This window comes from Streptomyces sp. NPDC006012 (assembly GCF_042871185.1).
Lineage (GTDB): Bacteria > Actinomycetota > Actinomycetes > Streptomycetales > Streptomycetaceae > Streptomyces.
Map to the genome: position 1 here is coordinate 216,527 of NZ_JBIAIE010000004.1, position 17,771 is coordinate 234,297.

14 protein-coding genes and 1 riboswitch are annotated in these 17,771 nt (G+C 69.7%); of the genes, 7 read left to right on the forward strand and 7 right to left on the reverse strand.

What is annotated here, in order from left to right; all coding sequences use genetic code 11:
• The first annotated feature begins 488 nt into the window (after positions 1–488).
• Complete coding sequence (gene nagB / locus ACFYPJ_RS10440) at positions 489–1,274, forward strand: glucosamine-6-phosphate deaminase (RefSeq protein WP_389013483.1); 786 nt, start codon at positions 489–491, stop codon at positions 1,272–1,274.
• Between the two features lie 78 nt (positions 1,275–1,352).
• On the opposite strand, the gene ACFYPJ_RS10445 is transcribed toward nagB, so the two are convergent.
• The 4 genes from ACFYPJ_RS10445 to ACFYPJ_RS10460 form a co-directional block, all read right to left on the reverse strand.
• Complete coding sequence (locus tag ACFYPJ_RS10445) at positions 1,353–2,849, reverse strand: glycoside hydrolase family 3 protein (RefSeq protein WP_389013485.1); 1,497 nt, start codon at positions 2,847–2,849, stop codon at positions 1,353–1,355.
• A gap of 7 nt (positions 2,850–2,856) precedes the next feature.
• Positions 2,857–3,732, reverse strand: coding sequence for a carbohydrate ABC transporter permease (locus ACFYPJ_RS10450; RefSeq protein ID WP_389014016.1), 876 nt, complete (start codon positions 3,730–3,732; stop codon positions 2,857–2,859).
• A gap of 23 nt (positions 3,733–3,755) precedes the next feature.
• Positions 3,756–4,742, reverse strand: coding sequence for a carbohydrate ABC transporter permease (locus ACFYPJ_RS10455; protein ID WP_389013486.1), 987 nt, complete (start codon positions 4,740–4,742; stop codon positions 3,756–3,758).
• A gap of 215 nt (positions 4,743–4,957) precedes the next feature.
• Positions 4,958–6,235, reverse strand: coding sequence for an extracellular solute-binding protein (locus ACFYPJ_RS10460; protein ID WP_389013487.1), 1,278 nt, complete (start codon positions 6,233–6,235; stop codon positions 4,958–4,960).
• Between the two features lie 412 nt (positions 6,236–6,647).
• On the opposite strand from ACFYPJ_RS10460, the gene ACFYPJ_RS10465 reads away from it, so the two are divergent.
• The 5 genes from ACFYPJ_RS10465 (at position 6,648) to ACFYPJ_RS10485 (ending at position 13,843) form a co-directional block, all read left to right on the forward strand.
• Positions 6,648–7,409, forward strand: coding sequence for a GntR family transcriptional regulator (locus tag ACFYPJ_RS10465; RefSeq protein ID WP_389013490.1), 762 nt, complete (start codon positions 6,648–6,650; stop codon positions 7,407–7,409).
• 464 nt (positions 7,410–7,873) lie between these two features.
• On the forward strand, positions 7,874–8,137 hold the full coding sequence (locus ACFYPJ_RS10470; RefSeq protein WP_389013492.1) for a DUF3311 domain-containing protein: 264 nt from the start codon (positions 7,874–7,876) through the stop codon (positions 8,135–8,137).
• Complete coding sequence (mctP, locus tag ACFYPJ_RS10475; protein ID WP_389013495.1) at positions 8,134–9,762, forward strand: monocarboxylate uptake permease MctP; 1,629 nt, start codon at positions 8,134–8,136, stop codon at positions 9,760–9,762. Before ACFYPJ_RS10470 ends, mctP begins: the two co-directional genes overlap by 4 nt.
• 389 nt (positions 9,763–10,151) lie before the next feature.
• Positions 10,152–10,242, forward strand: a riboswitch (cobalamin riboswitch).
• 146 nt (positions 10,243–10,388) lie between these two features.
• On the forward strand, positions 10,389–12,776 hold the full coding sequence (locus ACFYPJ_RS10480) for a ribonucleoside-diphosphate reductase subunit alpha (RefSeq protein WP_389013498.1): 2,388 nt from the start codon (positions 10,389–10,391) through the stop codon (positions 12,774–12,776).
• A 56-nt stretch (positions 12,777–12,832) separates the two neighbouring features.
• Positions 12,833–13,843, forward strand: coding sequence for a ribonucleotide-diphosphate reductase subunit beta (locus ACFYPJ_RS10485; protein WP_389013501.1), 1,011 nt, complete (start codon positions 12,833–12,835; stop codon positions 13,841–13,843).
• Here the strand turns inward: ACFYPJ_RS10485 and ACFYPJ_RS10490 are convergent.
• Entirely contained in the window at positions 13,756–13,998 is a 243-nt protein-coding gene (locus ACFYPJ_RS10490; protein ID WP_389013503.1) for a hypothetical protein, read from the reverse strand. The two genes, ACFYPJ_RS10485 and ACFYPJ_RS10490, sit on opposite strands and share 88 nt — an antisense overlap.
• 93 nt (positions 13,999–14,091) lie before the next feature.
• On the opposite strand from ACFYPJ_RS10490, the gene ACFYPJ_RS10495 reads away from it, so the two are divergent.
• Positions 14,092–15,057: a helix-turn-helix domain-containing protein gene (locus ACFYPJ_RS10495; RefSeq protein WP_389013506.1), complete on the forward strand. Its 966-nt coding sequence runs from the start codon at positions 14,092–14,094 to the stop codon at positions 15,055–15,057.
• Between the two features lie 68 nt (positions 15,058–15,125).
• Here the strand turns inward: ACFYPJ_RS10495 and ACFYPJ_RS10500 are convergent, their stop codons facing one another.
• Positions 15,126–16,496 carry a cytochrome P450 gene (locus ACFYPJ_RS10500; RefSeq protein WP_389013509.1) on the reverse strand — a complete coding sequence of 457 codons (1,371 nt, stop codon included), beginning with the start codon at positions 16,494–16,496 and terminating at the stop codon, positions 15,126–15,128.
• Positions 16,493–17,578: an epi-isozizaene synthase gene (gene cyc1 / locus ACFYPJ_RS10505; RefSeq protein ID WP_389013511.1), complete on the reverse strand. Its 1,086-nt coding sequence runs from the start codon at positions 17,576–17,578 to the stop codon at positions 16,493–16,495. Before cyc1 ends, ACFYPJ_RS10500 begins: the two co-directional genes overlap by 4 nt.
• Positions 17,579–17,771: the final 193 nt, after the last annotated feature.

Genomic DNA, 17,771 nt, shown 5'->3' on the forward strand with positions numbered 1-17,771 from the left:
GTCGGCCCCGGAAACACCCGCGGGCCGCGGCGCCTGAGAGGGACCCTCAACCCTCCCGGCACCGCAGCCCGGAGCAACAACGGCCGCGGGGTGTGCGGTCCCGGCCGGCCGAAGGATGAGGAGCCGGGGCAGTCAGGGCAGAGAGCACCGGTTCCTCGGTCCGCCTTCCTGTGCGGGGAAGGCGGAAGTCTTCGGTTGTGCCGTACGGTCCTGCCGTACGCCGTACCTGGTTCATTGTGGACTAGACCACGTGGGTGTGTCCATGTGTCGGAGACTGTTCGTCAGCGGCGTTTCGCAGCCTGGCCCGGCCCGGTCGGGAACGGGGCCGGCCGGCCGGGGCGATTTCGGCCGCTGCCCCCACCCCCGGCTCACGGGCGGCGGCGCGTCCCTTTTAGGCTCCCCTGAGGGGCGGCGGCCGTACCGGGTCGCTGCTAGATTGGTCTAAACCACATGCACCCCCCAGCCCTCTTCAGAACGGCAGGCCCAGCGTGGAAGTTGTCATCGTCCCGGACGCCGCGGCCGGCGGCGAACTGATCGCCGAGGCCATGGCCCAACTCCTCGGGCACAAGCCCGACGCCGTGCTCGGCGTGGCCACCGGCTCGACCCCGCTGCCCGTCTACCAGGCGCTGACGGCGAAGGTGCGCTCCGGCGCCGTGGACACCTCGCGGGCCCGGATAGCACAGCTCGACGAGTACGTAGGGCTGCCGGCCGATCACCCGGAGTCCTACCGTTCGGTGCTGCGCCGGGAGGTGCTGGAGCCGCTCGGCATCGGGATGGACGCGTTCATGGGGCCGGACGGCGCGGCCGAGGACGTACCGGGCGCCTGCGCGGCGTACGACCGGGCGCTCACCGAGGCGGGCGGCGTGGACCTCCAGCTGCTCGGGATCGGGACCGACGGGCACATCGGCTTCAACGAGCCGTGTTCCTCGCTCGCCTCGCGCACCCGGATCAAGACGCTGACCGAGCAGACCCGGATCGACAACGCGCGGTTCTTCGGCGGCGACATCGAGCAGGTGCCGCACCACGTCATCACCCAGGGCATCGGCACCATCCTGGAGGCCCGCCACCTGGTGCTGCTCGCGACCGGTGAGGGCAAGGCGGACGCGGTCGCGGCGACCGTGGAGGGACCGGTGGCGGCGGTCTGCCCCGCCTCCGCGCTGCAACTGCACCCGCACGCCACCGTCGTCGTGGACGAGGCCGCCGCGGCCAAGCTGAAACTGGCCCACTACTTCCGGCACGCCTTCGCCGACAAGCCGGACTGGCAGGGCATCTGACCGGTCCCGGGCCGCCGCTCACGGACGAGGGCGCCGGGCTCCCTGCCGGAGCCCGGCGCCCTCGTGTGCCGCGGGCCGCTACCCGCCGACCACGATCTCCGCCGCCGCCCGCCCGCAGACGCGGGCCGCGCCGTGAGTGGCGATGTGCAGGGCGCCGCGCGGCGGGGCCTGCGGGACGCCCATCTCGACCACGACCGTGTCGGGGCGGGCCGCCAGCAGGGTGTCCAGGGCCGCCGTCATCCAGGGGTGCCGGTGTTCGTCGCGGACGACGGCGACGATCCGGCGGTCGCCCGCCGCGGCCAGCGCCACCGGGCCCGCCTCCGCGCCCGAGAAGCTTCCCGTCCGCGTGCCGGGCAGCAGCCGCTCCAGTTCCCCCGCGACACCCCATGGGGTCGCGTCGCCGACGGCGATGTTCATGGCCGGGGTGAAGGTGGCGACGTACGGGGCGCGGACCGGCGGCTCGTACCGGCCGGAGCGGGTCACCCCGAGCGCGCGCCGGGCCGCGACCAGACCGATGTCGTCGCGGGGCGCCTCCCCCGCCGGGCCGGCCTCGTTCCGGGCCGCGCCGGCCGTCCAGCGGGCCGTGGCGCGCACCCGCTCGGCGGCGTCGGCCAGCCGTTCCTCGGGCAGCTCGCCGGAGCGGACCGCGGCCACCAGGGCGTCGCGCAGCCGGCTCACCGTCGCCTCGTCGGACGGCCCGCCGCCCGCGCAGATCGCGTCGGCACCGGCCGCGATGGCGAGGACGGTGCCGCGTTCCATGCCGTAGGTGGCGGCGATGGCCTGCATGTCCATGCCGTCGGTGACGATCAGGCCGGTGTAGCCGAGTCCGCCGCGCAGCAACTCGGTCAGGATGCGCCCGGAGAGGGTGGCGGGGCGGTCCGCGTCCAGGGCCGGGACCAGGATGTGCGCGGTCATCACGGCCTGGGTGCCCGCCTCGATCGCGGCCCGGAAGGGGACCAGTTCACGGGAGTGCAGCAGGTCGGCGGAGACATCGACACGGGGCAACGCGTGGTGGGAGTCGACGGTCGTGTCGCCGTGTCCCGGGAAGTGCTTGGTGCAGGCGGCCACACCCGCCGACTGGAGACCGGTGACATAGGCGGCGACGTGCCGGGCCGCCAGGGCGGGGTCGGCGCCGAACGAGCGGACGCCGATGCCGGGGTTGGCGGGGTCGGTGTTCACGTCGGCCACCGGGGCCCAGTTGAAGTCCACCCCGCAGGCCGCGAGCCGGCGGCCGAGTTCGCGGGCCACGTCACGGGTCAGCGCGACGTCGTCGACGACGCCGAGCGCCCGGTTGCCGGGGAAGCCGGAGCCGGTGTGCACGTCGAGGCGGGTGACGTCGCCGCCCTCCTCGTCGACGGCGACCAGGATGTCGTCGCGCTCGGCGCGCAGCCGGGCGGTCAGGGCGGCGAGCTGCTCCGGCGAGGCGATGTTGCGGCCGAACAGGCCCACCGACGCCAGGCCCTCGTCCAGCCGGCGCAGCACCCAGTCGGGGGCGGTGGTGCCCTCGAACCCGGGCTGCAGGACGGCAAGGGCGTTGCGGGTGAGGGTGTCGGTGCCGCCGGCGAGTGTGGTCATCGGGGCGTCATCCCTTCACGGCGCCCGCGGTCAGACCGGCGGCCATCTTGCGCTGGACGAACAGGAACAGGACGACGATCGGCACGGCCATCATGGTGGCGCCGGCCATCATCGGCGCGTACTCGGTGCCGTGCTTGGTGGTGAAGTTGCCGAGCCACACGGTCGCGGTCTGGTTCTGCTGGCTCATCAGCATGAGGGCGTACAGGTACTCGTTCCACGCCTGGATGAAGGCGTAGACCGAGGTGGCGACCATGCCGGGGGCGAGCAGCGGGAAGACGACGCGGACGAAGGCCCCGGTGCGGGAGCAGCCGTCGACCATCGCGGCCTCCTCCAGTTCCCGCGGGATGTTGACGATGAAGCCGCGCAGCGTCCACACCGTGAAGGGCAGGATGAAGGTCAGGTACGTGATGATCAGACCGGTGAGCTTGTCGTACTGGTCCAGGTCGTTCAGCAGCAGGAAGACCGGGATGATCATGGCGACGAGCGGGATCATCTGCACCGCGAGGATGCCGACGATCACGATCTTCCGGCCGCGGAAGGCGAACCGGGAGATGGCGAGCGCGGCCAGCATGCCGACGACGACACCGATGGCCACGACGGACACGGAGACGATCAGGCTGCGCCCGACCGGTCCCCAGAAGTCGGCGATGTCCAGCGCACGGCGGAAGTTGGACAGGGTCAGCCCCGTGGGCAGCAGGCTGGGGTCCGGATCGATGGCGTCCTTGGCGGGCTTGAACGCCGTGTTGACCATCCAGTAGACGGGGAAGCCGACGACGAAGAAGACCAGGAGGCCGACGAGGTTCCAGCCGGACCGGGCCCCGCTCCTGCGCCGGCCACCGGTGGCGCCGGCACCCGCGCCGCTGATGCCGCTCGTACCACTCACGTCGCTCACGCTGCTCACGCTGCTCACTCAACGTCTCCGATCTTCAGCATCTGGCGCATATAGACGGCGACCACACCGAGCAGCAGCAGCACGGTGATCACGGCGATCGCCGAGCCCTGCGCATAGTCGTTGACCACGAAGGCGCGGTCGTAGGAGTAGGTGGTCAGCAGCTGGAACTGGGACTCGGGGTGGCCGTTCCGCATCACGAAGACCTGCGGGAAGACGCCCATGTCCCAGATGACCGAGAGGGTCGTGAGCATCACGATGATCGGCTTGAGGATGGGCAGGGTGACGTACCGGAAGACGCCCCAGGCGCCCGCGCCGTCGAGGCGGGCGGCCTCCTCCAGTTCCTTGGGCACCTGGGTGAGGCCCGCGCTGAGCGTGATGACCACGAAGGGCACGGCGCCCCAGATCACCAGCAGCATGATCACGGCGAGGCCCTGCGGACCGTTCGCGAACCAGTTGTGGCCGATCAGATCGACGCCCGGCAGTTTGCTCAGCACCGCGTTGAAGACGCCGTAGTCGGTGTCGAACAGCCATTTGAACACGGTGGTGGCGACGATGACGGGCATGCCCCAACTGGCCACCAGGGCGATGTTGACGAGGGTCTTCACCCAGCCGGAGACCCGCTGCAGCAGCAGGGCGACCAGCATGCCGAGGACCATCGTGAAGATCACCGAGCCGGCCGCGAAGATGATCGTGCGCAGCACGACCTGCCAGAACTCGCCGTCGCCGAGCACCTTGGAGAAGTTGTCGAACCCGACCGACTCGGCCGGCTGGAAGCCCCACAGCTGGGACTGCCCGAACTTCTGGAAGGACAGGGTGACCAGACGGACCAGCGGATAGCCCATGACCAGGGCGAGGACCACCAGGCAGGGAGCGAGCAGCGCCCAGGGGATGCCCGCGCCGCCGGACGTCCGCTTTCCGCGTGGCCGTTGGGTGCCGTCCGGTGGTGGCGCCTGCCGCGGCGGCGGCACCTTGGCAGGGGTGGTCGTGTCTGCGGCACTCATCGCGCGCTCCTCAGCGGTCCTTCTGGTCGTACGAGGTGGAATTCCCGTACGGAAGCCGGAATTCCGCACGAAGACCCGGGTCCCGGAGGGCCGCGCCGACGTACGGGGTCCGGGTCCCGGGGGCCGTGCGGCGCCGGACACCGCGCGGCCGTACGAGAAGCAGGGCCCCCGCCGCCCCCGGTCTTCCCCGGGGTCCACGGGGCCCTGCGCTCACGTCACTTGGTGTTGATCACCTTGTCGATCGCGGCGTCCGACGTCTTCGCGGCGGCCTCCACCGACTGCTTCCCGGTGCCGATTTCCTGCAGCATGGTCTGCAGGACCTGGGACTTCTCGATCTGGAGCCAGCCCGAGGCCATCGGGACGAACCAGCTGGACTCGGCCGCGGTGGCCGGGACGACGGTCGCCGGGTCCTTCTTCAGGGTCTGGAGGTCCGTCGTGTTGTTGGGCAGGTTGCCCTTCGCCATCAGGCCCTTCTGCCCGTCGGGGCCGGTGAAGGCGTTGATCCACTCGGCGGCGACCTCCTGGGCCTTGGACTTCACCGGGATGGCGAGGTCGGAGCCGCCGAGGAAGACCGGCATGTTCTTGCCGGACGGGCCGGGCATCACGAAGTTCTCAAGGTTGTCCTTGAGCTTTCCGGTCTTGTCGTTCTTCGGGTCGGCCGCGGTCGCGCCCTCCCAGGCGGCGCCGAAGATCATGCCGGACTTGCCCTGCCCGTAGACGATGTAGCGGTCGGACTCGTCCTTGGTCTTGTCACCGTGCATGTACTTGTCGATGACGTTCTTGAAGTCGGTGAGGCCCTTGAGGGACTCCGGCGAGGAGAGGGTGCCCTTCCAGGTGCCGCCCTCCTCCTTGGCGATGGCGCCGCCGGCGTCGTAGACGAAGGACATGGCCGCGTACCAGTCTCGGGTGGGCTGGTACCAGGCGCTGAACTTGTCGCCCTCCTTCTTCTGGATCTTCTCCAGGTCGGAGGTCAGCTCGTCGTAGGTCTTCGGGGTGGCCTTGATGCCGGCCGAAGTTGCCACGTCCTTGCGCCAGTTGGCGACCCGGCCGCCGGCGTAGTACGGGACGCCGAAGGTCTTGCCCTCGTACGTCACGGAGGCCTTGAGGCCGTCGAGCCAGGCGGAGGAGCTGGCGAACTTGGCCGGATCGACGGGCGCGAAGGCACCCTTGACCATGTAGCTCAGCATCTCGGTGTTGCCCATCTCGACCACGTCGGGGGCCTTGTCGGTGGCGAGGACGGCGTCCAGCTTGGTGTTCTTGTCCGGCCAGCCGTAGTACTCGTGCTTGATCTTGATGCCGGGGTGCTTCTTCTGCACCGCGGCGTCGGCGGCCTTCACGAGGTCGGGCCAGTTGTTCTGCGCGTCGACGGTCAGCCAGACGGTCAGCTCCTTGGCGTCCGCGCCGCCCGACCCGCCGTCCTTGTCGCCCCCGCACGCCGCGATGGAGAAGACCATGCCCGCGATACCGATCGCGGCTATCAGCTTGCGCTTCACGCCACCCTCCTCAGGGATGCCACAAACCCCCCTGCCTCCCCGCGGTCAGCGCCAGCGCTACGTACCGCCCATGGGGCCGGGACCTGGACCAATGGTGTAGACCAGTAGGGGGGAGCTTGGCCCAGACCAATTGGCCTGTCAAGGGTGTTCAAGCAGGCTCCGAGCGTCCGTGATCCGACCGAGATATGCAGAGACCTTTCATTCCGCAAGCGACAGATCGGACGGACCACTTCGGGCGAACCGCGGCCCCCCGGAGGGCCCTATGGACTAGACCAACGGGGGGTGCGACGGTATACAGAGGAGATCACGGACCGTTCGGGTGGCCTCCCGTCACACGATGCCGTGCCACGATGTGATCCGAGGCCGATGGGACATCGGTCGCATTCGGCACCCGGAGCCGGGAAGGCAGAACATGAGCACCGACGTCAGCAGTGCGGAGAACGAGGGTGGGGCGACCGTCCGTACCGCGCGCGTGCCCAAGTACTACCGCCTGAAGAAGCACCTGCTCGACATGACGCAGACGCTGCCGCCGGGCACACCGGTCCCGCCGGAGCGGACGCTCGCCGCCGAATTCGACACCTCGCGCACCACCGTGCGCCAGGCCCTTCAGGAACTGGTCGTCGAGGGCCGGCTGGAACGGATCCAGGGCAAGGGCACGTTCGTCGCCAAACCGAAGGTCTCCCAGGCGCTGCAACTCACCTCCTACACCGAGGACATGCGCGCCCAGGGCCTGGAGCCGACCTCGCAACTGCTGGACATCGGCTACATCACCGCCGACGACCGGCTCGCCGAACTGCTGGACATCTCGGCCGGTGGCCGGGTGCTGCGCATCGAGCGGCTGCGGATGGCCAACGGCGAGCCGATGGCGATCGAGACCACGCACCTGTCCGCCAAGCGCTTCCCGGCGCTGCGCCGCAGTCTCGTCAAGTACACGTCCCTCTACACCGCCCTGGCCGAGGTGTACAACGTGCACCTGGCGGAGGCCGAGGAGACCATCGAGACCTCGCTCGCCACGCCGCGCGAAGCGGGTCTGCTCGGCACCGACGTCGGCCTGCCCATGCTGATGCTCTCCCGCCACTCGCGGGACAAGGACGGCGACCCGGTGGAGTGGGTGCGGTCGGTCTACCGCGGGGACCGCTACAAGTTCGTCGCACGGCTGAAGCGCCCGCAGTAACGGGGCACCTGGGGCCGTGCGCGCGAGGTGGCGCGCACGCCGTTCCCGTTCCGCGCTCCGTCCGGCGCCGCGCGGGCGGGAGGACTCCCCGATGCGTACCGCGAACGTCACAGCCATCGCCGTATGGACCCTCGTCGCGATCGTCGGCGCGGCCGGCTGGTCCGTGCTCGCGCGCTTTGGGGAGAGGATGTCTCCGCCGCCCGGACGGCCGCGGCGGTTCTCGGATCCTACGGGAACTCCCCCCGTCCGGACCCCTGTTCGCCTCGTTCGTCGCACAGCGGGTCCCGGCACCGGGCGGCCGGGACCGCCGGGAAACGGATCCCGTGGACCCCTTCCAGGGCTTTCGCGACTGCCGGATCGCTGTTTGCTACCGAAACACCCGTAGGTCTTCCGCTGCCTCGGCACCGTAACCTACATTGCCTGCGCGTTAAGCCAGTTGATCAACGAGGGGATGGAGCCCAGGCATGCCGGATGCGCCCGAAGTGAAACAACCGGTGGTGACACCGGTGCGCGTGGTCATCGCGCTATGTCTCGTAGCGCCCTTCGTGGCGATGCTGTGGGTCGGCTCGTACGCCAAGATCGACCCCACCTTCATCGGGATCCCGTTCTTCTACTGGTACCAGATGTCCTGGGTGCTGATCTCCACCGCGCTGACCATGATCGCCTACTACCTGTGGCAGCGTGACCAGCGCGCCCGCAGGACCCGGAACGGAGGTGCCGCGAAGTGAACGGCGGCGTCAACGGCGTCGCGCTCGGCGTCTGCATCTTCTTCTTCCTTGTCGTCACGGTCATGGGCTTCCTGGCCGCGCGCTGGCGCCGGGCCGAGAACGAGCACAGCCTCGACGAATGGGGTCTCGGCGGCCGGTCGTTCGGCAGCTGGGTCACCTGGTTCCTGCTCGGCGGCGACCTGTACACGGCCTACACCTTCGTGGCCGTCCCGGCGGCGATCTACGCGGCCGGCGCGTCCGGTTTCTTCGCCGTGCCCTACACGATCATCGTCTACCCGCTGATCTTCACCTTCCTGCCGCGGCTGTGGTCGGTCTCGCACCGGCACGGCTACGTGACCACCTCGGACTTCGTGCGCGGCCGGTTCGGCTCCAAGGGCCTGTCGCTGGCGGTGGCGCTGACCGGCATCCTCGCGACGATGCCGTACATCGCGCTGCAGCTGGTGGGCATCCAGGCGGTCCTGGACGTGATGGGCGTGGGCGGCGGCGAGACCACCAACTGGTTCGTCAAGGACCTGCCGCTGCTGATCGCGTTCGGCGTACTGGCCGCGTACACCTACTCGTCGGGGCTCCGGGCACCCGCGCTGATCGCGTTCGTGAAGGACACGCTGATCTACATCGTCATCGCGGTGGCGATCATCTACATCCCGATGAAGCTGGGCGGGTTCGACGACATCTTCGCCAAGGCCGGCGAGGCGTTCGCCCAGACCAACCCGGCGACAGGGAAACCGCGCGGGGCGCTCGCGCCGCCGGCGGCGGGCCAGTGGACGTACGCCACCCTGGCGCTGGGCTCCGCGCTCGCGCTGTTCATGTACCCGCACTCGATCACCGCGACGCTGTCCTCGCGCAGCCGTGAGGTGATCCGCCGCAACACCACGATCCTGCCGCTGTACTCCCTGATGCTGGGCCTGCTCGCCCTGCTGGGCTTCATGGCCATCGCGGCCGGGATCAAGGTCGACAACGGCCAGCTGGCCATCCCGCAGCTGTTCGAGGACATGTTCCCGGACTGGTTCGCGGGCGTGGCGTTCGCGGCGATCAGCATCGGCGCCCTGGTGCCCGCGGCGATCATGTCCATCGCGGCCGCGAACCTGTTCACCCGCAACATCTACAAGGACTTCATCAAGCCGAACGCGACACCGGCGCAGGAGACCCGGGTCTCCAAGATCGTGTCGCTGCTGGTGAAGGTGGGCGCGCTGGTCTTCGTCCTGTCCATGGACAAGACGGTCGCCATCAACTTCCAGCTGCTGGGCGGCATCTGGATCCTGCAGACCTTCCCGGCCCTGGTCGGCGGCCTGTTCACCCGCTGGTTCCACCGCTGGGCGCTGCTCGCGGGCTGGGCGGTCGGCATGGTGTACGGCACGGTCGCCGCGTACGGCGTCGCCTCGCCCACGCAGAAGCACTTCGGCGGTTCCGCCAAGGAGATCCCCGGGATCGGCGAGATCGGCTACATCGGCACGACGGCGTTCGTGCTCAACGTCCTCGTCACCGTCGTCCTGACCTTCGTGCTGAAGGCCGTGAAGGCTCCTGAGGGCGTGGACGAGACGGCCCCGGAGGACTACACGGCCGACGCGGGCGACAGCGGCGTCCGGACAGATCTTCCCCCCGCGACCGCCGGCAACGGCCACTGAAAGACCGTCCCGAGGGGACACCGGGAACGACACGGACAACCGCACACCTCCCCCAGCGGGCCGCCGAAGCCAAGTGCAACGGCGGCCCGCTGCCACACCCACGACCCGCACGGAACGGCGGGCGCGGGAACCTGCGCGACCAACCACGCACGACCCGCACCCACCCAACCACCGCCACCCCCCGCAAGGGGCGCGGGGAAGTGCGCGACCAGCCGCCCACGACCCGCACCCGACCACCGAAGCCACACGACAACGGCGCCCCGCCCCCATCCCGCCAACGTCACTCTCCTCACCTGCCCGTTGACACTCCGATACGCCCGCGACACAACATCTAGGGGCGTCACCACAAGCCAGCACTAGATGTATGCTCATGCTCGCTGTCGCCGCAGGGGAATCCGGTGCGAATCCGGAACTGTCCCGCAACGGTGTACTCATGCGCGTATGCCCGTATACGCGCATGCAGGCTTCAGTCCGAGGACCTGCCGACAGTGCGCCCGGCCGTCCGGTCCGGGTGTCTGACGTCCGGGCCTCGTGGAATGGGCCGGCGGATACGTGCCGCTGTCTGCGCTCGTGTGCTGCCCCCTGCCCTCCCGCAAGGCCCCGTGCCGAGCGAGGGAGAGCCACACGTGACCATCGCGCCAGCCGATCCGGCTTCAGCCGTCCAGGCGACCGCCGTCCCCGAGGAGAGCGACGGTCCCGGTGCCGCGCTGCTGCGGACCCTGACCGAGCTGACCACCGACCTCCCCGACGCCGACCCCGGCCGGGTCGCCGCCGCCGCGCTGCGCGGCCGGTCCGCGCGGGCCGACGCCGAGGCCACCGCGGAGTTGCGCGAGCTGGCCACGGAAGCGGCCGCCGGGCTGATCTCGGAGGACCCCGCCTACTCGCGGCTGGCCGCCCGCCTGCTGACCCTCTCCATCCGGGCCGAGGCGGCCTCACAGGGCGTCACGTCCTTCGCCGAGTCGGTCGCCGTCGGCCACCGCGAGGGGCTCATCGCCGACCGCACGGCGGAGTTCGCCCGGCTGCACGCGGCCCGCCTCGACGCCCTGATCGACCCGGCCGCCGACGACCGCTTCGGCTACTTCGGCCTGCGTACCCTGCACAGCCGCTACCTGCTCCGTCATCCCCACACCCGCCAGGTCATCGAGACGCCCCAGCACTTCATGCTGCGCGTCGCCGCCGGCCTGGCCGAGGACCACAGTCCGCGCGCCCTGGCCGAGGTCGCCGCGCTCTACGGGATGATGAGCCGCCTCGACTACCTGCCCTCCTCCCCCACCCTCTTCAACTCGGGCACCCGCCACCCGCAGATGTCGTCCTGCTACCTGCTGGACTCCCCGAAGGACGAGCTGGACTCCCTCTACGAGCGCTACCACCAGGTGGCCCGCCTCTCCAAGCACGCCGGCGGCATCGGTCTGGCCTACTCCCGCGTCCGCTCCCGCGGTTCGCTGATCCGCGGCACCAACGGGCACTCCAACGGCATCGTCCCGTTCCTGAAGACCCTCGACGCCTCCGTCGCCGCCGTGAACCAGGGCGGCCGGCGCAAGGGCGCGGCGGCGGTCTACCTGGAGACCTGGCACTCCGACATCGAGGAGTTCCTGGAGCTGCGCGACAACACCGGTGAGGACGCCCGCCGTACCCACAACCTCAACCTCGCGCACTGGGTCCCGGACGAGTTCATGCGCCGGGTCGAGGCCGACGGGCAGTGGTCGCTGTTCTCCCCGTCGGACGTGCCCGACCTGGTCGACCTGTGGGGCGCGGAGTTCGACGCCGCCTACCGCCGGGCGGAGGCGGCCGGGCTCGCGAAGAAGACCGTCCCGGCCCGTGATCTCTACGGCCGGATGATGCGCACCCTCGCGCAGACCGGCAACGGCTGGATGACCTTCAAGGACGCGGCCAACCGCACCGCCAACCAGACGGCCGAGCCGGGCCACGTCGTGCACTCCTCCAACCTCTGCACGGAGATCCTGGAGGTCACCGACGACGGTGAGACCGCGGTCTGCAACCTGGGCTCGGTCAACCTGGGCGCGTTCGTGCGCGGCGGGGACATCGACTGGGAGCGGCTGGACGAGACGGTCCGCACCGCGGTCACCTTCCTCGACCGGGTCGTCGACATCAACTTCTACCCGACCGAGCAGGCCGGCCGTTCCAATGCCAGGTGGCGGCCGGTGGGCCTCGGCGTGATGGGGCTTCAGGACGTCTTCTTCCAGCTGCGGCTGCCCTTCGACTCCCCGGCGGCGCGCGAACTGTCCACCCGGATCGCGGAGCGCATCATGCTCGCCGCCTACGGGGCCTCCGCCGACCTCGCCGAACGGAGCAGCCCGCTGCCCGCCTGGGAGAAGACCCGTACCGCGCGGGGCGTGCTGCACCCCGACCACTACGGTGTGACGCCGGCCTGGCCGGAGCGCTGGGCGGCCTTGCGCGAGCGCGTCGCCCGCACGGGCCTGCGCAACTCGCTGCTCCTCGCCATCGCCCCGACCGCCACGATCGCCTCCATCGCGGGCGTGTACGAGTGCATCGAGCCGCAGGTCTCCAACCTGTTCAAGCGCGAGACCCTGTCCGGCGAGTTCCTCCAGGTCAACTCGTACCTGGTGCGGGACCTCAAGGAGCTGGGCGTGTGGGACGCCCGCACCCGCGAGGCGCTGCGCGACGCCAGCGGCTCGGTGCAGGACTTCGGCTGGATCCCCGCGGAGGTGCGCGCCCTGTACCGCACGGCCTGGGAGATCCCGCAGCGCGGTCTGATCGACATGGCCGCGGCCCGCACGCCGTACCTGGACCAGTCCCAGTCCCTGAACCTGTTCATGGAGACGCCGACCATCGGCAAGCTCTCCTCGATGTACGCCTACGCCTGGAAGCAGGGCCTGAAGACCACGTACTACCTGCGTTCCCGCCCGGCGACCCGGATCGCCCGCGCGGCCCAGGCGCAGCCCCGGCCGGCCGTCCCCGCGCAGCAGGTCTCCGATCCCGACGCCGTCGCCTGCTCGCTGGAGAACCCCGAGTCCTGCGAAGCCTGCCAGTGACCCCCGACCCGCACCCGACCACCACCTCTGGAGGACGGCGCACCGCGCCGACGGACATGACCCGCAACACCCATCTCCTCGACCCGGGCTTCGAGCTGACGCTCCGCCCCATGCGCTACCCGGACTTCTACGAGCGCTACCGGGACGCCATCAAGAACACCTGGACCGTCGAGGAGGTCGACCTCCACTCGGACGTCGCCGATCTCGCCCGGCTGACCCCCGACGAGCAGCACCTCATCGGCCGGCTCGTGGCATTCTTCGCGACGGGCGACTCGATCGTCGCGAACAACCTGGTGCTGACGCTGTACAAGCACATCAACTCCCCGGAGGCGCGGCTGTACCTGTCACGCCAGCTGTTCGAGGAGGCGGTGCACGTCCAGTTCTATCTGACCCTGCTGGACACCTATCTGCCCGACCCGGAGGACCGGACCGCGGCCTTCGCGGCCGTCGAGAACATCCCGTCCATCCGGGAGAAGGCGCAGTTCTGCTTCACCTGGATGGACTCGGTGGAGAAGCTGGAGCGCCTGGAGTCCCGGGCCGACCGCAGGCGCTTCCTGCTCAACCTCATCTGTTTCGCGGCGTGCATCGAGGGGCTGTTCTTCTACGGCGCCTTCGCGTACGTCTACTGGTTCCGCAGCCGGGGCCTGCTGCACGGGCTGGCCACCGGCACCAACTGGGTCTTCCGCGACGAGACGATGCACATGAGCTTCGCCTTCGACGTGGTCGACACCGTCCGCGAGGAGGAGCCGGACCTCTTCGACGACGACTTGCGGCAGCAGGTCACCGACATGCTGCGGGAGGCCGTGGAGGCCGAGCTGCAGTTCGCGCGCGACCTGTGCGGTGACGGCCTCCCGGGCATGAACACCGACTCGATGCGGCAGTACCTGGAGTGCGTCGCCGACCAGCGGCTGACCCGCCTCGGCTTCGCCCCGGTGTACGGCTCGGAGAACCCCTTCTCCTTCATGGAGCTGCAAGGGGTTCAGGAGCTGACCAACTTCTTCGAGCGGCGCCCGTCGGCGTACCAGGTGGCGGTGGAGGGCACCGTCGACCTGGACGAGGACTTCTGAGCCGCCTTGCTCCCGCCCCTCTCCTGGGCCTCCCTGATCTGCCGGTCGATGCGCCGTTCGCGCACGATGCCGAGCAGGGACGGGAGGGCCAGGAGGACGAGGATCGCGAGCACGGCGCCCATTCCGGTCAGGCCTTCGATCTGGTTTGTATTCATGGACACCACTGTCGTCCCCGTCACCCCCTGCCGACAGTGGCAGGACTGCCGCACACCCTCGAATTACTGCCAGGAACGAGGCACACTGGCAGCATGCTGAAGAACGTGGTGGCCGTTCTGCTGGACGGCGCGCACCCCTTCGAACTGGGCGTCGTCTGCGAGGTGTTCGGCATCGACCGCAGCGACGAGGGGCTGCCGACGTACGACTTCGCCGTGGTCTCGGCTCAGGGTCCGGCGCTGCAGACCCATGTCGGCGGGCTGACCCTCTCCACGCCGTACGGGCTGGAGCGGCTGGCCGAGGCCGACCTGATCGCCGTACCGGCGGGCAACGGGTTCGCCGACCGCACCTTCCCGCCCGAGCTGCTGGACGCCCTGGCGGCGGCGGCCGAGCGCGGGACGCGGGTGCTCAGCGTCTGCTCGGGGGTGTTCGTGCTCGGTGCCGCCGGGCTGCTCGACGGGCGGCGGTGCAGCGTGCACTGGCGGCACGCCCAGAACCTCGCTCTGCGCTGTCCGCGGGCGATCATCCAGCCGGACGTGCTCTACGTCGACGACGACCCGGTGATCACCTCCGCCGGGACCGCGGCCGGGATCGACGCCTGCCTGCACATCGTGCGCAAGGAGCAGGGCCCCGAGATCGCCAACAAGATCGCCCGGCGCATGGTGGTGCCGCCGCACCGGGACGGCGGGCAGGCCCAGTACATCGAGCGTCCGCTGCCCAAGCACCCGTGCGACACCGTCGGCGAGGTGCTGGCCTGGATGGAGGAGCACCTCGACGAGGAGACCACCGTCGAGCAGCTCGCCGATCGCGCGCACATGTCGCCGCGCACCTTCGCCCGCCGCTTCCAGCAGGAGACCGGCACCACCCCCTACCGCTGGATCCTGCGCCAACGCGTCCTGCTGGCCCAGGAGTTGCTGGAGCGCACGGACGAGACGATGGACTCGATCGCGGCCCGTACCGGCTTCGGCACGGCCGCCGCGCTGCGCCACCAGTTCGTCCGGACGCTGGCGACGACCCCGTACGCCTACCGGCGCACGTTCCGGGGCCCCGAGGCCGCGTGAACGTGCGCCGGTAGCAGCAGGCATCGCACACCGTCACCGGAGGCGGCGGGCCTGGCGCGCGGGGCCCGTCACCATTCCTCGGGGGTCAGCAGCAGACGCTGCGGGCGGAGCGTGATGCCCACCCGGGTCGCGTCGTCGGACCCGCTGACCTGCTTGAACCGGTACTTCGACGACAGCGCCGCGGTGATCAGGGTCAGCTGGGCCATCGAGAAGTGGTCGCTCGGGCACTTGCGGTTGCCCACGCTGAACGGGTTCATCGCGTGCTTCGGCACGTCCTTGGCCCGCTCCGGCAGCCAGCGGTCGGGGTCGAAGCGGAGGTTGCCGGCGTACGAACGGGCATCGCGCTGGACCGCGTACGGGCTGTAGACGATGTCCGCCCCGGCCGGAATGCGATAGCCGCCGAGCGAGGTGTCCCGCACCGCGCGCCGGGTCAATATCCATACGGCCGGACGCAGGCGCATCGCCTCGACGACGACATTGTTCGTGTGTCCGAGCGCCCGGACGTCGTCGAATCCGACCGGCCGGCCACCGGTGACGGATTCCACCTCGGCGCGCACCTTCTCGGCCTGTTCCGGGTGTTCGGCGAGCACCTGGAGCAGCCACATGATCGTGGAGGCCACCGTTTCACTGCCGGGGGTGAGTATCGCGACGACCTGGTCGTGGATCTCCTGTTCCCCGATGGGGTCGCCATTCTCGTCCCGGGCCGCCAGCAAAGCCGTCAGCAAATCGTCCGGCCTTTGCCCCGACGCGCGGCGTTCGGCGACGATCTCGTCGACCAGGAGGTGCAAGTCGGCCAGCGCCCGGTTGAATTCGCGGTTGGCCGGCAGGGGCAGCTTGTACAGCGGTCCGAGCGGCACCACCATCCGGCGGTACATACCGCGGAAGACGGTGGCGAGTGCCACGCACAACCGCTCGGCCCGCTCGTCCATGTACTCGCCGCGCAGCAGGCAGCGGGCGGCGATGCGCACCGCGATGCGGAAGGACTCCGAGGTGCAGTCGACGGTCTCGCCGGGCCGCCAGCGCTCGGTCAGCGCATGGGCCTCCTCCTCCATGATCGGTCCGTAGGCGGGGACCGCGTCGAGCCGGAAGGCGGGCTGGATGGTGCGCCGCTGGCGACGGTGTGTGGGCCCGTTGGCGGTGGCCACCCCCTCCTTGCCGAGGAGTCCTTCCAGAGACTCCCACAGCGGCCCGTCGATCTTGTAGTCGGGGCTGAGGGCCAGCGCTCCGGTGAGTTCCGGGGTGGTGACGGCGTACACCGTCTTCGGGCCGAGTTTCAGCCGTACGACGTCGCCGTGGTCGCGCAGTCGGGACATGAAGGCCAGCGGATCGCGGACCAGTCGCCAGCCGTGGCCCAGAACGGGCACACCACCGCCGGCCAGCGGTGGTTCGGGCAGTGGTGGCGACCCGGGGGTCAGGGGCCGCACTGACTCGACGGTCATTTCTCACCTGCCGCTTCGTTGTCGACGTACGGGGGCGTGGACCGGTCCGCCCAGCGGTCGACCGTGTAGCGGCCGGACTCGTGGTGGAACCAGTAGACCGAGCTGAACCAGTTGCGCATATTGCAGATGCAGGCCCGTACGGCGACGCTGAGTTCCTTTCCCTGCGTCGTTCCGTCGGCCAGGCCGTCGGCGAACCGTACGGCGGCGCGTTCCGCCTCGACGAATTCCGTAATGCATTCCTCGACACGTCGCCTGATTTCGCCGACCGCGTCTTCCAGCGTCATGCCCGCATGGGTGACGAGGCTGATTCCCAGATTGTGCACCTCGGCGCCCGCCAATTCCTTGGGCAGCGAGCAGAGGTCGTTGTACCAGGCGGCGAATTCCTGACTCAGCAGTGCCGGACGGCGGTATGCCGGGTCTTTCCGCACAGCATCGGGGAGTTCGAGTCCCGCGCTCGGCTCCAGCAGGTCCGTCCATATCCAGTGGGCGAAGGTCAGGCGCCGCAGAGCAAGGTATTCCTGGACGCCCGGGACATATCCCTCGGTGCGGTTGCGGAACTCGCGGTCGTACGCCTCGATCACCGAGTGGAAGTGGCGGGCGAACCGCGTGTTCCAGGTCGGCGTAAGGAAGGAGTACAGCCGCAGCATGCTGTCCGCGAACCCCGCGACCAGGGGATCCCGGTGGTTCAGATGGTGCCGTGGTGAATCGAGGGCCGTGTGCAACCGGGACTTCAGCCGCCGCCAGTCGGCCGGCCGGCCGTGCACGATGTCACGGTCATGGCGGTCGTCCCAGACGAAGAACCACGCGCTGTAGTCGGCAATGGCCTGCAACACGTCATCGGCGGCACCCATGTAGTACCCCGCCATCAGGTCCGTGTAGCACAGACCATCGGCATATTCCGCAACCTTGTCCGCCGACATGAGCCGCTTTTCGAGCAGCCAGAGGCGGGTCTTCTCCTGGAGCCTGGGCCAATACGGATGCAGTTGCCTGGGAAAGAACTCCTCGATCACCGGGAGAGCGAGCGACGGTGGCACTGCCACCGCCGTCGGCGTCGATGTGGTGCCGTGTGGGAATGCATGCACGAACTAACCCCTCTCAGCCGTCCGGTACGCACGCCCCTCCCGTTGTGCCGGGCGCGCGCGGTTGCGTATCCCGCGCATCCCATTCAGCACCACAACTGACCTGTCTGGGAACGGATTTGCTCCATTCACTCCCCCTGGCCGCCGAGATTCCCCTCTTGTACGACCCACTGCGGACCGCTACGCACGACGCCCG

Excerpts from the sequence above, each read along its gene's own strand:
- ACFYPJ_RS10445 (WP_389013485.1), bottom strand. The coding sequence starts at position 2,849 with ATGACCACACTCGCCGGCGGCACCGACACCCTCACCCGCAACGCCCTT.
- ACFYPJ_RS10455 (WP_389013486.1), bottom strand. The coding sequence starts at position 4,742 with ATGAGTGCCGCAGACACGACCACCCCTGCCAAGGTGCCGCCGCCGCGG.
- ACFYPJ_RS10465 (WP_389013490.1), top strand. The coding sequence starts at position 6,648 with ATGAGCACCGACGTCAGCAGTGCGGAGAACGAGGGTGGGGCGACCGTC.
- ACFYPJ_RS10470 (WP_389013492.1), top strand. The coding sequence starts at position 7,874 with ATGCCGGATGCGCCCGAAGTGAAACAACCGGTGGTGACACCGGTGCGC.
- ACFYPJ_RS10485 (WP_389013501.1), top strand. The coding sequence starts at position 12,833 with ATGACCCGCAACACCCATCTCCTCGACCCGGGCTTCGAGCTGACGCTC.
- ACFYPJ_RS10490 (WP_389013503.1), bottom strand. The coding sequence starts at position 13,998 with ATGAATACAAACCAGATCGAAGGCCTGACCGGAATGGGCGCCGTGCTC.
- ACFYPJ_RS10495 (WP_389013506.1), top strand. The coding sequence starts at position 14,092 with ATGCTGAAGAACGTGGTGGCCGTTCTGCTGGACGGCGCGCACCCCTTC.
- ACFYPJ_RS10500 (WP_389013509.1), bottom strand. The coding sequence starts at position 16,496 with ATGACCGTCGAGTCAGTGCGGCCCCTGACCCCCGGGTCGCCACCACTG.